Source organism: Xanthomonas sp. WHRI 7064, from assembly GCF_040202355.2.
GTDB classification, from domain to species: Bacteria; Pseudomonadota; Gammaproteobacteria; order Xanthomonadales; family Xanthomonadaceae; genus Xanthomonas; species Xanthomonas arboricola.
In genome coordinates, this window is the sequence record NZ_CP167821.1 from 3,511,118 (window position 1) to 3,526,439 (window position 15,322).

At 66.0% G+C, this 15,322-nt stretch carries 8 protein-coding genes; 7 read left to right on the top strand and 1 reads right to left on the bottom strand.

Going from position 1 to position 15,322, the window contains the following annotated elements:
* The first annotated feature begins 92 nt into the window (after positions 1–92).
* From ABQY74_RS15075 to ABQY74_RS15090, 4 genes are all read left to right on the top strand, one after another.
* Positions 93–2,477 carry a TonB-dependent receptor gene (locus ABQY74_RS15075; RefSeq protein WP_349792056.1) on the top strand — a complete coding sequence of 795 codons (2,385 nt, stop codon included), beginning with the start codon at positions 93–95 and terminating at the stop codon, positions 2,475–2,477.
* Between the two features lie 238 nt (positions 2,478–2,715).
* Positions 2,716–3,141, top strand: coding sequence for a VOC family protein (locus ABQY74_RS15080; RefSeq protein ID WP_349792058.1), 426 nt, complete (start codon positions 2,716–2,718; stop codon positions 3,139–3,141).
* A 274-nt stretch (positions 3,142–3,415) separates the two neighbouring features.
* Complete coding sequence (locus ABQY74_RS15085; RefSeq protein ID WP_039519478.1) at positions 3,416–5,803, top strand: TonB-dependent siderophore receptor; 2,388 nt, start codon at positions 3,416–3,418, stop codon at positions 5,801–5,803.
* A gap of 314 nt (positions 5,804–6,117) precedes the next feature.
* A complete protein-coding gene (locus ABQY74_RS15090) occupies positions 6,118–8,517 on the top strand; it encodes a TonB-dependent siderophore receptor (RefSeq protein WP_065049427.1) in 2,400 nt (799 codons plus the stop codon).
* A gap of 201 nt (positions 8,518–8,718) precedes the next feature.
* On the opposite strand, the gene ABQY74_RS15095 is transcribed toward ABQY74_RS15090, so the two are convergent.
* Positions 8,719–9,912, bottom strand: a complete 1,194-nt coding sequence (locus ABQY74_RS15095; protein ID WP_349792060.1) for a cytochrome P450 — start codon at positions 9,910–9,912, stop codon at positions 8,719–8,721.
* A gap of 445 nt (positions 9,913–10,357) precedes the next feature.
* On the opposite strand from ABQY74_RS15095, the gene ybaL reads away from it, so the two are divergent.
* The 3 genes from ybaL (at position 10,358) to ABQY74_RS15110 (ending at position 15,164) form a co-directional block, all read left to right on the top strand.
* Positions 10,358–12,055 (top strand): YbaL family putative K(+) efflux transporter, encoded by a 1,698-nt coding sequence (ybaL, locus tag ABQY74_RS15100; RefSeq protein ID WP_016903742.1) that lies wholly within the window; start codon positions 10,358–10,360, stop codon positions 12,053–12,055.
* Between the two features lie 214 nt (positions 12,056–12,269).
* Positions 12,270–13,031, top strand: a complete 762-nt coding sequence (locus ABQY74_RS15105) for an aldolase/citrate lyase family protein (RefSeq protein WP_349792062.1) — start codon at positions 12,270–12,272, stop codon at positions 13,029–13,031.
* Complete coding sequence (locus ABQY74_RS15110; protein WP_349792066.1) at positions 13,032–15,164, top strand: TonB-dependent siderophore receptor; 2,133 nt, start codon at positions 13,032–13,034, stop codon at positions 15,162–15,164.
* The last annotated feature ends 158 nt before the right edge of the window (positions 15,165–15,322 follow it).

Sequence of the window (15,322 nt, forward strand, 5' to 3'; positions counted from 1 at the left end):
GCCTTCGGGCTGGCCGTCGTTCCCTTCGCATCGCCGCGACCAGACCCCGCCCAGCCTTGCTGGTCCTGCCTGGACCCCCGTTCGGAGTTGTCATGAATTACCCGTTGTCCACGCTCGCAACCGCCGTCGTTGCGGCGCTGCTCGCCTCTCCCGCCTTCGCCCAGACCGCCACCCCGGCCAGCGCGCCCGCCAATACGCTCGATACCGTCATCGTCACCGGCACCCGGGTGTCCGACCGTACCGTGGCCGAGTCGCAGTCGCCGATCGACATCATCAGCGCCGAGTCGCTGCAGGCCACCGGCACCTCGGAGCTGGCCACCGCGCTGGCCCGCGCGCTGCCGTCGCTGAACTTCCCGCGCCCGGCCCTGAGCGACGGCACCAGCGCGATCCGTCCCGCGCAGCTGCGCGGCCTGTCGCCGGACCAGGTGCTGGTGCTGGTCAACGGCAAGCGCCGCCACACCTCCTCGCTGCTCAACCTCAACGGCACCATCGGCCGTGGCGCCGCGGCAGTGGACCTGAACACCATTCCGGTGGCGGCGATCGCGCGCGTGGAAGTGCTGCGCGACGGCGCCTCGGCGCAGTACGGCTCCGATGCCATCGCCGGCGTGGTCAACATCGTGCTCAAGGGCGCGGAGAAGGGCGGCAGCCTGCAGGCCGGCTTCGGCCAGTACTCGGCCGGCGACGGCAGCAACTACGAGCTGTCCGGCGACACCGGCGTGGCCTACGGCAACGAGCGCGGCTGGCTGCACGTGGCCGCCCAGCTCAACCAGCAGGACCCCACCGACCGCGCGCGCGGCTATGCCGGCGCACCCAGCGTCTCGCAGCCGGCCGTGGGCCAGAAGGCGTTCAAGATCGGCGACCCGGACGTCAACGCGCAGGCGGTGTCGGCCAATACCGAGTTCGCCTTCAGCGACAGCATCACCGGCTACGCCTTCGCCACCGCCAGCAACCGCGACATCACCTCGTTCGCGTTCTTCCGCGCGCCGGGCAGCAGCCAGAACATCCTGTCGGTGTATCCGCAGGGCTTCCTGCCGGAAATCCAGACCTACGCCAAGGACCGCTCGCTGGTGGCCGGCGTGCGCGGTTCCACCGCCAGTGGCTGGGACTGGGATGCCAGCTACAACTACGGCTACAACAAGATCGATTTCCACACCCGCAACACCCTCAACGTCAGCCTGGGGCCGAGCTCGCCGACCTCCTTCTACGACGGCGCGCTGGAGACCACGCAGAACATCGTCAACCTGGACGTCAAGCGCGGCTTCGACTGGGGCCTGGCGTACCCGGTGACGGTGGCCTTCGGCGCCGAATACCGCAACGAAAAGTGGAACCAGTCGCCAGGCGAAGTGGGCTCGTATTTCCAGGCCGGCACGCTGGCCGGTGGCGCGCAGGGCTTTGGCGGATTCGCGCCGAGCGTGTCCGGGCGGTACTCGCGTGACAGCTACGCGCTGTACGCAGATCTGGAAGCCGATTTCACCGACAAGTTCTCCGCCGGCCTGGCCGGGCGCTACGAAGACTTCAACGACTTCGGCAGCCAGGCATCGGGCAAGTTGTCCGGGCGCTATGCGTTCACCGACAAGATCGCGCTGCGCGGCACGGTGGCGTCGGGCTTCCGCGCGCCGTCGCTGGCACAGCAGTATTTCCAGTCCACCAGCACCACCTTCCTGGCGGGCAATCCGAACCCGTTCGAGATCCGCACCTTCCCGGCCGACAGCAACGTGGCGCGCGCGCTGGGTGCAGAGCCGCTGGATGCCGAGACCTCGCTGTCCTACAGCCTGGGCCTGGTGTTGCAGCCGACCGATGCGCTCTACCTCACCGTGGATGCGTACCAGATCGACGTGGACGACCGCATCGTGCTGTCGTCCAACCTCACCGGCACCGGCGTGCGCAACCTGCTCGAAGCGCAGGGCATCTTCGGCATCAACGGCGGGCGCTACTTCACCAATGCGGTGGACACGCGTACGCGCGGCGTGGACGTGGTCGGCAGCTACCGCTGGCAGCTCGCCGCCAGCAGCGTGGACCTGACCGCCGGCTACAACTATTCGGAAACCGAAGTGCGCAGCGTCGCCGCCAACCCGGCTGCGTTGTCGGCCAACGGGCTGAGCCTGGAGCGCATCGACCGCACCGAACGCGGTCGCATCGAGGAAGGCTTCCCGCGCGACAAGTTCCTGGTCAACGGTAGCTGGAATCTGGAGCACTGGACGCTGGCATTGGGTGCCACGCGCTATGGCAAGTACAGCACGCGTCCGGCCGCGGCGATCAACGACCAGACCTTCGGCGCCAAGTGGGTGGTGGATGCCTCGGCCAGCTACAAGATCGATCGCTGGACGCTGACCCTGGGTGCGGACAATCTGCTGGACGAGTACCCGGACGAGAACAACTTCGCCAACTCCACCAGCGGGCAGTTCCCGTACAGCAATCTGTCGCCGTTCGGCTTCAACGGTGCTTACGTGTACGGCCGCATCAACTATCGCTGGTAAGTCATACAGCGCTCCACGCTGCTGCGGTGTTGCCACGCGTTGGTTGCTGACGCGCGCGGCACGGTCGCATCCTGACGCCTGACCACACGCCCCGGCCTGCCCGGGGCGTGTGCGTTTTATCCGTTGTCCGTGCGGCGTTTTGATGCAGCCATCCAGGCGCAGGCATCGATGCGCCGTGAAGAGCTGCCGGCGGCCGCGGTGGTATCAACACCGCTTCCACCCTGCCGGAGCACCCACCATGGACGCAGCGCAGCTCTCACGTGGCCGCCTGATCGATCACCTGCATCTGGTTGTCCACGACCTGGCGGCGAGCCGACGTTTCTACCAGGCGGTGCTCGATGTGCTGGGCATTCCGATCGGTGGCGAAGGCGAGGGATTCTTCTGGGCCGACGAGCTGTTCGTGTCCGATCGCGACATGATGGCGCAAGGCGAACTCACCGGCCGCCACCATCTGGCCTTCCAGGCGCACGACGTGGCCATGGTGCATGCATTCCATCAGACCGCCCTCGCCCACGGCGGCCGCGACAACGGCGCGCCGGGCGTGCGCCCGTATCACCCCAGCTACTACGCTGCGTTCGTGCTCGACCCGGATGGCAACAACATCGAAGCGGTGTTCCATGGTCCTGCGCAACGCAGTGCCGATGCGGTGCAGATCACGTTCTGATGCAGAAGTTTCATATCTCGTATCGATGTCCATGATGGTGCAGGCAAGCGGCTGATACCGCAGGTCTGGTGCAAACGGCGCATCACTTTGGTGCACGATGACAACGATGGCAGTAGCACGTCATACATGACAGTTACTTGCGCAACGTAACCAAAATTTGACATGCGGTTACACGTGGTTAATGGTTGGGAACGCACCGCAGCTGCCGCAACGGACGCGGCCCGGGAGGGGGCCCCCTGCGATGCATCCGTTCCCCACTCGGAGTTGTCACCGCATGAATTGCAAGACCAGTCCACTCGCAGTTGCCGTTGTTCTTGCACTGTCGTTTTCCGCTTCAAACGCGTCCGCGCAGTCACAGGCTCCCACCCAGAAAACGCTCGATACCTTGATCGTGACCGGCACGCGCGTGGCCGATCGCACCGTGGCCGAATCGGCATCGCCGATCGACATCATCTCGCCACAGGCACTGGAATCGACCGGTACCACCGAGCTGGCTACCGCGCTGTCACGCGCGATCCCCTCGTTGAATTTCCCCCGCCCGGCCATCTCCGACGGCTCGGACGCAGTGCGCCCGGCGCAGTTGCGCGGCCTGTCGCCCGATCAGGTGCTGGTGCTGGTCAACGGCAAGCGCTATCACAGCACCGCGTTGATCAATCTCAACGACACCCAGGGCCGTGGCTCGTCGCCGGCCGATCTCAACACCATTCCGATCGCCGCAGTGGAGCGCATCGAAGTGCTGCGCGACGGCGCATCGGCGCAATACGGTTCGGATGCAATTGCCGGCGTGATCAACATCGTGCTCAAGGGCAGCGGCGAAGGCGGCAGCGTCAATGGCCGCTACGGCAAGTACAGCGCTGGCGACGGCGAGCAGTATCAGCTGTCCGGCGATGCCGGTTTCAGCTTTGCCGGAACCGGCAAGGTGCATCTGGCCGCGCAGGCCGGGCATTCGGACCAGACCAACCGCGCACTGCCATTCCAGGGCCGCGTGGAGCAGCGTTACGGCGATCCGGACATCGACCAGGGCGCGATCTCCTTCAACGGCGAATACAGCCCCACCGATTACCTGACCTTCTACTCGTTCGGCATGGTCAGCCGCCGCGAAGTGCTGTCCAACGGCTACTTCCGCTTTGCCGGCGACAACCGCAACCGCCCGGAAATCTATCCGGACGGCTTCCTGCCGCAGATCTACAACGTCAGCAAGGACGTGTCGTGGGTGGGCGGCTTGAAGACCTCGACCGAAGGCGGCTTGAACATCGACCTGAGCTACAACTACGGCCAGAACAATCTCACCTTCGATGTGCGCAACAGCTTGAACAACAGCCTGGGCCTGGCCAGCCCGACCGACTTCCATGCCGGCACGCTGGAAGTGACCCAGAACGTGCTCAATGCCGACTTCACCAAGACGCTCGACTGGGGCCTGGCGTATCCGGTCACACTGGCCTTCGGTGCGGAATGGCGCGGTGAGAAGTTCAACCAGTCGCCCGGCGATGCGGCGTCCTCGGCCAATGGCGGCATTCCCTCTGCGGCAGGCACACTGATTCCGGGCGCACAGGTGTTTCCCGGCTTCAAACTCTCCGACGCCGGCTACTACAACCGCAACAGCCATTCGGCGTACGTCGACCTGGAAGCGGATCTGACCGAAAAGCTTTCGGCCGGCCTGGCCGGGCGCTACGAGAAGTACAGCGATTTCGGCGATACCGCCACCGGCAAACTGTCGTTGCGTTACGCGTTCACCGACAAGGTGGCCGTTCGCGCCACTGCCTCCACCGGGTTCCGTGCGCCGTCGTTGCAGCAGCAGAACTTCCAGTCGATCGCCACCCAGTTCCTCAACGTGGCCCAGCCCAACGGCACGGTCACTGCAGTCCCGTTCGAGATCGGCACCTTCCGTACCGACAACCCGGCCGCGATCGCACTCGGTGCCGAGCCGTTGAAGGCCGAGGAATCCAAGAACTACGGTCTTGGCGTGGTGCTGCAGCCGATCGAAAATCTGTACATCACGGTCGATGCCTACCGCATCGATATCGATGACCGCATCGTGCTGTCGGAAAACCTCACCTCCAATGCGGCGCGCAATTATCTGCAGGCCAATGGCTTCCCGGGCATCGGTGGCGGGCGCTACTTCACTAACGCGGTGGATACCAAGACCCAAGGCGTGGATGCGGTCGGCACCTATCGCTGGAACCTGGACGGCGGCAGCGCGGAGCTGACCTCCGGCTACAACTACAACAAGACCGAAGTGGAACGGGTCGCCGACAACCCGGCAGCGCTGGAAGCGATCGATCCGGGTGCGGTGCGCATCGGCCGCGCCGAACTCGGTCGCATCACCGAAGGCACGCCGCGCGACAAGTTCTTCCTGGGCGGCACCTGGTCGCCGGGCAACTGGTCGTTCACCGGCACCGCCACGCGCTGGGGCGAGTTCAGCACCTTCGGCACCAACGCCGGCAGCGACCAGACCTATGCGGCCAAGTGGACGCTGGACCTGGCCGCGTCCTACAAGTTGAACGACTGGAACTTCACCATCGGCGGCGACAACGTGCTCAACGAGTATCCCGACCGCCAGGAAGCCGGCCTGGGCACGCGCACCTACCTGCCCTACAGCAGCGCCTCGCCGTTCGGTTTCAACGGTGCGCTGGTGTACGCCAACGTGAGCTACAAGTGGTAAATCGCCGCGTGCCGGTCGGCAGCGACCGGCACGTCGATCGCCTCGTCCCACCTCGCTGAGACGAGGCAGCACGCCCCGCAGCATCGCTCGCCCTTTCCGATTGTCGCGAAAGGGCGAGTTCCCCCCTTCTTTCGCAAGGATGCGCCACGCAGCAGACGCTGCGTCGCAGTCTGCTGTCTTGCTGTGCACGTCGCCTTGCCAGCGCACACGCGCTGCGCGCAGGCAACACGGATCACGCAGTCCGCCGTCGTCTTCCCCCGGCAATGCGCGCAGCGCATCGCTGCGTCCACCATCCCCTTTGAGTCTCCATTCCCATGCACACCTCCAACGCACTCTCGCTTGCGATCTCGGTCGCACTCACCGTCTGTACGTTCGCCGCCAGTGCGCAATCGCAGCCTGCCCAGCCGCAGAAAACCCTGGACACCCTGATCGTCACCGGTACGCGCGTCAGCGACCGCACGGTGGCCGAATCCGAATCGCCGATCGACATCATCACCGAGCAGTCGCTGCAGGCCACCGGCGCGACCGACATCGCCACCGCGCTGGGCAAGCTGCTGCCGTCGCTGAATTTCCCGCGCCCGGCGATCTCCGACGGCAACGATGCCGCGCGCCCGGCCACGCTGCGCGGCCTGTCGCCGGATGCGGTGCTGGTGCTGGTGGACGGCAAGCGCTATCACACCTCCTCGCTGATCAACTACAACCCGTACGTCGGCCGCGGCTCGGCGCCGGCCGACCTGAACTCGCTGCCGATGTCGGCCATCGCACGCATCGAAGTGCTGCGTGACGGCGCCTCGGCCCAGTACGGCTCCGATGCGATCGCCGGCGTGGTCAATATCGTGCTCAAGCATGGCGCCGATGCCGGCAGCAACAGCGTGTCGGTCAATGGCGGCATCATGGACAAGGGCGATGGCGAGCAGAATGGCATCGACGGCTCGGTCGGCCTGCCGTTCGGCGGCAGCGGCGGCGACACCGCGCCGGGCTGGGTGCGGCTGTCCTGGAACTACCAGAACACCATGAGCACCAATCGCGGCGAGAACACCAACCGCGCCACCACCGTGCCGGGCACGCCCAATCCGGGCGGTGTGCCCTACCAGCGCCACGGCGACCCGGCCTCCACGTTCTATCAGGGGCTGGCCGCATTCGGCTACGCGTTCTCGCCCAACCTGGAACTGTACGGCCATCTCAGCATGAGCCGTCGCGAGGTCACCTCCAACGGCTATTACCGCGCCGCCGACAACACCGCGCGCAATGTGCAGGCGATCTACCCGAACGGCTTCCTGCCGCAGATCTACAACCCCACCAACGACCGCTCGGCGGTGCTGGGTTTGAAGGGCAGCACCGAGAGCGAATGGAACTGGGACGTGTCGGCCACCTACGGCAAGAACGATATGACCTTCAACATCCTCAACAGCATCAACACCAACCTGTACTACACCACCGGCAGCTCGCCGACCAACTTCAATTCCGGTGGCTTCGAAACCGAACAGGGCACGATCAACCTGGACGTCAACAAGTCCTTCGACTGGGGCCTGGCGTATCCGGTCAATGTGGCCTTCGGTGCCGAGCATCGCCAGGACCGCTACCAGATCACCGCCGGCTCGCCGGAGTCGTACTTCTTCGACCCCAATACCATCAATCCCGACGACGGCGCGCCATATCCGGGCGGCGCGCAGGTGTTCTCCGGCCTGGAGCCGACGGTGGCCGGCAAGTTCGGACGCCACAGCAATGCGGTCTACGCCAACCTGGAAGCGGACATCACCGACAAGCTGTCCGGCGGCATCGCCGGGCGTTATGAAAACTACAGCGATGCCGGCTCCACGCGTTCGGGCAAGCTGTCGGCGCGCTACGCCTTCAGCGACACCTTCTCGCTGCGCGGCACCATCTCCAACGGCTTCCGCGCACCGTCGCTGGCCCAGCAGAACTACGCCTCGGTGGTGACGCTGATCCAGAACGGCGAGCTGGTGCAGGTCGGTACCTACCGCACCTCCGACCCGGTCGCGGTGGCGCTGGGCGCTGGCCCGCTGAGCCCGGAGAAATCCACCAACTACGGCCTGGGCGCTGTGTGGCAACCGACTGCCAGCTTCACTTCCAGCCTGGACGTCTACCAGATCCGCATCTGGGACCAGATCCTGTATTCGGACCAGCTGCAGCTGGCACAGCCGATCGGCCAGGTGGCCGCGGTGCAGTTCTTCGTCAACGGCGCCACCAGCCGCACCCGTGGCGTGGACTGGATCAACAGCTATCTCGCCGACCTGGGCAGCTACGGCAAGCTCAACCTCAGTGCCAGCGCCAACTACAACAAGACCACGATCCTGGAACTGTCCAACCCCAACTTCGGGCGCGCCAGCCAGGGCTTGCTCACCGACGCCACCCCGCGCACCAAGTACATGGCGGCGGCGGACTGGACGCTGGGCGGCTTTGCGCTGAACTTCAACGCCACCCGCTACGGATCGATCAAGCGCATCAGCGACCCGGCCGATGGCAGCCAGGACCAGACCTACGACGCGCGCTGGCTATTGAACCTGGCCGCCAGCCAGACCTGGAACGCGTTCACCTTCACCGTGGGCGCGGACAACCTCACCAATCAGTATCCGACCAAGGCGCAGCTGACCACTGCCTACGACGACCGCGCCGGCGGCCTGCAGTATTCGTCGCTGTCGCCGTTCGGCTTCAACGGCCGCTACTGGTACGGGCGGGTCACCTACCGGTTCTGACCGGCGGGTTCGAGCGGACCTGCCGATCCGTACATGCGTCAACGCAAACACCGCCGAGTGATCGGCGGTGTTTGTCGTTGTGGGCTTCGATTCGCCAGCAGCGGCCGTGCGTCACCTGCCGCGGTGATTGCCAGCGCTATGATTGCCGCAACACTGCGTGCCGGCCTGGCCCGGCCCGGCACTGCGTCGCCTGGCCGCAGCTCACCAGGAGGCGAGCAGCGCGTCGACACCACGCAGGTTGGCGCGATCGTTCCAGCTCAGCGTGTCCAGCTGCTCCAGCCGAAGTGCCGGCAGACGCGCCAGCAGGCAGGCCAGCGCGGCTTCCATTTCGATCAGCGCCAGCCGGTTGCCCAGGCAGTGGTGAATGCCGCCACCGAACGACAGCGCGCGGCCCTGCTGGCGGCGGATATCCAGCAGCTGCGGGTCGGTGAACTGCAGCGTGTCGTGATTGGCCGCGCCCAGCATCAGATACAGCATGACGCCCTGGGGAACCGCCACGCCCTCGATCTCGACATCCTGCAACGCGGTGCGTGTGGCGATCTGCACCGAGCTGTCGTAGCGCATGCATTCGAGCACTGCATTGGGCAGCAGGCTCGGGGTTTCCTGCAGCAGGCGCAATTGCTGCGGATGCCGATGCAGCGCGACCAGCGCATTGCAGATCATGTTGGAAGTGGTTTCGTGGCCGGCAAAGAACAGCAGGATCACGTTGGAGACGATCTCCTCGTCGCTCAGGCGGCGGCCGTTGTCCTCGGCCTGGATGAAACGCGCGATCAGATCGTCGCCGCCAGCGCTGCGCCGTTGCGCGATCACGCCGTGGAAATATGTCGCCAGCTGGTCGTACGCAACGCTGGTGGCCTGCAGTTCTTCCGCCGTCATCATCGGATCGAAAACTTTTGCCAGTGCGCTGGTCGCGTGACTCAACGCGGTGACATCGGCCGCATCGATATCCAGCATCCGGCAGATGATGGCGATCGGCAGCGGGAACGCGAACTCGGTCAGCAGATCGCAGTGGCCGTTGGCCTGGAAAGCGTCGATCAACCCGGCGGCGGTATCGCTGGCCACTTCACGCATGGACTCCATCTGCCGCGCACCGAAGGCCTGTGTCATCAGTCCGCGCAACTGGGTGTGCAGCGGCGGGTTGAGCAGCAGGAACATGCGGCTCATACCCTGGAACAGCGGCAGGTGCACCGCCGCCTCGCCGTAGCGCAGACGAATGCTTTGCAAATAGTCGCGGCCGACCCGGCGATCGCTGAGCAGGCGATCGACCACGGCGTAACGGCCGGACATCAGCCGCCCGTCTGCCACCTGCACCAACGCGCCTTCGGCGCGCAGGCGCGCGTAGGTCGGATAGGGATCGTGCCGGAACTGAGGTGTTGCCAAATCGCTGAGATGCATGGCCTGGCTCGTGTGGCGTCACCCGCAACGGGGCGATGCGTGCGTGGGCCTGCCGAAGGACGCAGGCGCTCCACTGGGAGCCCAGATTGTCGGCCGGCGCCGCGCTGCGACCTTGCGCAGGGGCGAAGCGGTGTCGTCAATGTTGAATCGGCGTGCCGGACTTGCGCCCTGCGTCGCAACTCGTACGCGCACGTGCGGGCCACAGCGGTTTACGCGCAGCGTCTGACCCATGTATCGGCCTGCGTGCATGCGCGGCGTGTCGCATCGCGTTAATCAAGCGCTGTGTACTATGGGCGTCCGGCCAACCGGACCAGCAACGCGGTCCCGGTTCCCCCGCGCCGGACTCCAGCCATGACCACGCAATGCCCGCAGGCGACGCCCGGCGCAGTGCCGTCGGCTGGTCGCGCCCGCGACGCTCTCTCGGACACTCTCACAACGGATTGGAATGCATCACGACACCAGCCTCATCGACATCATCGCCGTCGGCCTCGCGGTCGCTTTCGTGCTGGGCACGCTCGCACAGAAAGTGAAACTCTCGCCGCTGGTCGGCTATCTGCTGGCCGGCGTCTGCGTCGGGCCGTTCACGCCCGGCTTCGTGGCCGACCAGACCATGGCCAACCAGCTGTCCGAGCTGGGTGTGATGCTGCTGATGTTCGGCGTGGGCCTGCACTTCTCGCTCGACGATCTGATGGAAGTGAAATGGATCGCGATTCCGGGTGCGTTGGCGCAGATCGTGGTCGCCACGCTGCTTGGCTGGGCACTGGCCTGGAGCATGGGCTGGCCGCTGATGCATGGGCTGGTGTTCGGTCTGGCGCTGTCGGTGGCCAGTACCGTGGTGCTGCTGCGCGCACTGGAAGAACGCCGCCTGCTGGAAACCCAGCGCGGCCGCATCGCGGTGGGCTGGCTGATCGTCGAAGACCTGGTGATGGTGATCGCGCTGGTGATGTTGCCGGCCCTGGCCGAGGTGCTGGGCACCGCCGCGCCTGCCGCGGCGCATGCCGGCGAATCCACCTCGCTGCTGGCCGCGCTGGGCCTGACGCTGTTCAAGATGGTGGCGTTCGTGGCGGTGATGCTGGTGGTCGGGCGGCGGGTGATTCCGTGGTCGCTGGAAAAGGTCGCCGCCACCGGCTCGCGTGAGCTGTTCACCCTGGCCGTGCTCGGCATCGCGCTGGGCGTGGCGTTCCTGTCGGCCACGCTGTTCGGCGTGTCGTTCGCGCTGGGCGCGTTCTTCGCCGGCATGTTGCTGAAGGAATCCGAGCTCAGCCACAAGGCCGCCAGCGATTCGCTGCCGTTGCGCGATGCGTTCGCGGTGCTGTTCTTCGTCTCGGTGGGCATGCTGTTCGACCCGATGATCCTGGTCGAGCATCCGTGGCAGGTGCTCGCCACGTTCCTGACCGTGACCCTGGGCAAGTCGCTGGCCGCATTCGTGATCGTGCGTGCATTCGGCCACCCCACCGGCACCGCGCTGACCATTTCCACCAGCCTGGCGCAGATCGGCGAGTTCTCCTTCATCCTGGCCGGGCTGGGCGTGCAGCTGGCGATCCTGCCGGAAACCGGGCGCGACCTGATCCTGGCCGGCGCGCTGCTGTCGATCATCGCCAACCCGTTCCTGTTCTCGTGGCTGGACCGCTGGCAGGCCAGGCAGGCGCAGGACGCTCCGGCCGCGGTGGAGCCGGAACTGCCGCCCGGCCCGCCGCTGCCGCTGGACGGCCATGCCATCGTGATCGGCTATGGCCGCGTCGGCAGCGCGCTGGCGCAGTTGCTGCGTAGCCGCGGCGTGCCGGTGCTGGTGATCGACGACAACGGCGATCATGTGGCCAAGGCGCATGCGGCCGGCATTCCCGGTATCCGCGGCAGTGCGGCGGCCGACCGCGTGCTGGCCGAAGCCCGCCCGGAGCATGCCAAGATCGCGATCCTGGCGATCCCGCAGCCGCTGGAAGCCGGCGAGGCGCTGGCCAAGCTGCGCGCGATCAACCCCTCACTGACGCTGCTGGCGCGCGCGCACAGCGACACCGAGGTCAAGCACCTGCTCGAACACGGCGCCGACGGTGCGGTGCTGGCCGAACGCGAGCTGGCCTATTCGCTGGCCGAGATGGTGATGTCCACCCCGCCGTATCGGGCATTGCGCGTACCGGCGTCGTAACCGCAAGGCGGGTGACGCAGCGCTGCACGAATCGAAAACCCGCCGGCAGCGCCTGCGGGTTTTTTGTTGCCCGCAGGTGGTTCAGTGCGGAACGGCTCGCAACCGTGCATTGATCGAACTGCGACCAGGGCACCGAAAACTGCCCGCCAAATCCACTTGATAATCATTCCCATCCGGAGCAGGATGAGCGCCCGTTTCCTTGGCGGCCTCATCCATGACGTTTGCGGTTGGCGTTCTCAACGCAGTGCCAAGCGTGCAGTTGTGCGAGCTGCTGGGCCGCATCGGCTACGGCTTTGTGGTGCTCGATCTGGAACATGTGCTGCGCGCGCCGGACGAACTGGAACACGCCATCCGCGCCTGCGAGCTGTCCGGTTGCGAGGCCTGGGTGCGCGTGCCGGAGGTGGACGAAAAACTGATCGGCCGCGTGCTGGATGCCGGCGCGAGCGGGATCGTCATTCCACGCGCCGAATCGGCCGCGCAACTGGCCGATGCCATCGCCGCGGCACGGTTCCCGCCACTTGGGCGGCGCGGCATCACCGGCGGGCGCGTCACCGGTTTCGGCAATGTCGACCTGCCCACCTACATCGCGCAGGCCAATCGCGATATCCGCATCGTGCCGATGATCGAAAGTGCGGCCGGCATTGCGGCAGTGCCCGAGCTGCTGGCGCTGCCCGGCGTGGCACTGGTGATGGAAGGCGCACTGGATCTCGCGCTGGACCTGGGCCTGGGCCCGCAACCGACCCATCCACAGGTGTGGGAGTTGCTGCTGCAACTGCATGCGCACTGCGTTGCGGCCAACGTGCCGTTCTGCCCCAATCCGCGCACCGACGCGCAACGCGCGCACTGGCTGCAACAGCCGGACCTGCGCTGGCTGCTGGCCGGCGAAGACCGCGCGCTGATTCAACGCGCACTGCGCGGCCACCTGGCCAGCTTCGCCGCACCCACTCCACCACCCGCCTGCAGGAGCACGCCGTAGATGTCGACGTTCCGTTTCCACGCCCTGACCATCGCCATCGCTGCGGCCACCTGGACCCTGCCGCCGTTGGCGTTCGCCACCGAGTCGCCGGATGCGGCGGCCACCGATGCGCAGACGCCGATCCGTGCGCTGGACACGATCCAGGTGCAAGGCAGCCTGCTCGGGCGTTCCAGGCCCGACGACGTGCAGCGCTATGCCGGCAGCCGCCAGGTGATCGACCGCGAGCAACTGCGCAATGGCGGCAACCGCTCGCTGGACGATGCCCTGCAGCGCGTGCCGGGCATCAAGATCTTCGACGAGACCGGCACCGGTGCGTTGCCGCAGCTGATGCTGCGCGGCCTGTACGAAAGCCGCAGCGGCCGCGTGCAGGTACTGGAAGACGGCATTCCGCTGGCACTGGCGCCGTACGGGCAGACCAGCCTGTCGTTGTTTCCGGTGGGGCTGAACCAGATCGACCGCATCGATATCGTGCGCGGTGGCGCGGCCGTGCAGTACGGGCCGAACAACGTCGGCGGGGTGATCAATCTGGTCAGCAAGGAGATCCCCAGCGAGTGGAGTACCACGCTGGCGCACAAGGTCACCGCCGGCGGCCAGGGTCAGTTCCTGCAGGACAGCGCGCTCAGCAGCGGCGGCTACCTCACCGACAACCTCGGCCTACAGGTCGATGCCAATCGCACTTACGGCGAGTACTGGCGCGCGCACAGCGATACCGACATCAGCAATCTGCGCGTGCGTGCGGAGTGGTGGCTGGACGACACCAAGTTGCTCAAAGCCAGCGTGCAACGCTATCTGGTCGACATGGATCTGGCCGGCGCGCTCAGCCCGGACGATTACCGGCGCGACCCGCGCCAGTCCACGCGCCCGCTGGACAGCTTCAATGGACGTACCACGCGCGCATCGTTGAGCTACGAGCAATTGTTCGGAGACTGGGGTCCGTTGAAAGATGTTCGGTTGTCCTGGACCAACTTCAGCGCGCGCAGCAGCCGCAACTTCATCGTCGGCATGCGCCAGGCCGCCACCGAAACCTGGCGTTCGGACCTGCCGCCGCAACTGCGCCAGACCGCACCGCGCGACTTCCGCGTGGTCGGCAGCGAGCCGCGGCTGAGCTGGAGCATGGGCGATGCCGGTGGCGTGCGTCAGCAGTGGACCGCCGGCGTGCGCGCGGTGCACGAGGACATCGACTTTTTGGTCGGCAATCTACGCCTGCGCGATGGCCTGTTCACCAGCGTGCGTGACTGGCAATTCGAAGACCGCGCCCTGGCCGCCTACGTCAGCAACGCCATCACCCTGCCCGACGAACGCCTGACCATCACCCCGGGCCTGCGCTATGAGCGGCTGGATTCGCGCTACTTCAATCGCGCCACCGGCCTGCGCACACTCAACCAGACCCGCGATGTATTGCCGGGGTTGACGGTGGGTTTCCAAGCCAACGCACAATGGTTCTTCTATGCGGACGGGCAGCGCTCGCTGCGTGCGCCGCAGGTCACCCAGATCATCTTCGGCAACAACCTGGATGCCGAACTTGCATGGAATTACGAAGCCGGCACGCGCTACCAGCCCAACGACCGCACCCGCATCCAGCTCGGTGCGTATCTGATCGATTTCGATCAGCAGATTCAGCTGGACAACACCACACGCGTGTTCCGCAACCTCGGCAAGACCCGCCATCAAGGCGGCGAGCTGGAACTGCAATGGAGTCCGGAAAACCTGCGCGCGCTCACCCTCAACGCCGGTTATGCGTATCTGGATGCCAGCCAGGAATCGGGCGCATTCCGCGGGCTGCGCGTGCCCTACACCTCGCGCAACCAGATCACCCTGGGCGGCAACTACACGCTCGGTCACACCACTGTCGCACTGTCGAGCTACTACTTCAGCAAGGCCTACAGCGATGCGGCAAACACCGTGCAGGAGAACGCGATCGCCTCGGTCGGCGAGTTGCCGTCGTACTGGGTGTGGAACACGCAGGTGAGCCATACGCTGTTCGAACGCGATGGACAAAAATTCAGCGCGTCGCTGGCGATCAACAACCTGTTCGATCGGCAGTACTGGTTCCGCGGCGTGGATACCAGCCCGTGGGGCCGCCAGGCCGCGCCGTCGCGCACCGTCACCGCCGGGCTGGAGTACACGTTCTAGGCCTCCAACCCGGCACATGCCGTAGCAACCGACGTACAGGGGCGTCGGTCGACTGACGGCAACGGCGCTCGCGCTGGCGGGCGCCGCAGACAACACGGCGTGCATGACGCACGTCTCCCTGCCGCAGCATGCGGCATGCGATCACCGTATCGCCGGCC

Coding starts and splice junctions, on each gene's coding strand:
- ybaL (WP_016903742.1), top strand. CDS start 10,358: ATGCATCACGACACCAGCCTCATCGACATCATCGCCGTCGGCCTCGCG.
- ABQY74_RS15085 (WP_039519478.1), top strand. CDS start 3,416: ATGAATTGCAAGACCAGTCCACTCGCAGTTGCCGTTGTTCTTGCACTG.
- ABQY74_RS15090 (WP_065049427.1), top strand. CDS start 6,118: ATGCACACCTCCAACGCACTCTCGCTTGCGATCTCGGTCGCACTCACC.
- ABQY74_RS15095 (WP_349792060.1), bottom strand. CDS start 9,912: ATGCATCTCAGCGATTTGGCAACACCTCAGTTCCGGCACGATCCCTAT.
- ABQY74_RS15105 (WP_349792062.1), top strand. CDS start 12,270: ATGACGTTTGCGGTTGGCGTTCTCAACGCAGTGCCAAGCGTGCAGTTG.
- ABQY74_RS15075 (WP_349792056.1), top strand. CDS start 93: ATGAATTACCCGTTGTCCACGCTCGCAACCGCCGTCGTTGCGGCGCTG.
- ABQY74_RS15110 (WP_349792066.1), top strand. CDS start 13,032: ATGTCGACGTTCCGTTTCCACGCCCTGACCATCGCCATCGCTGCGGCC.
- ABQY74_RS15080 (WP_349792058.1), top strand. CDS start 2,716: ATGGACGCAGCGCAGCTCTCACGTGGCCGCCTGATCGATCACCTGCAT.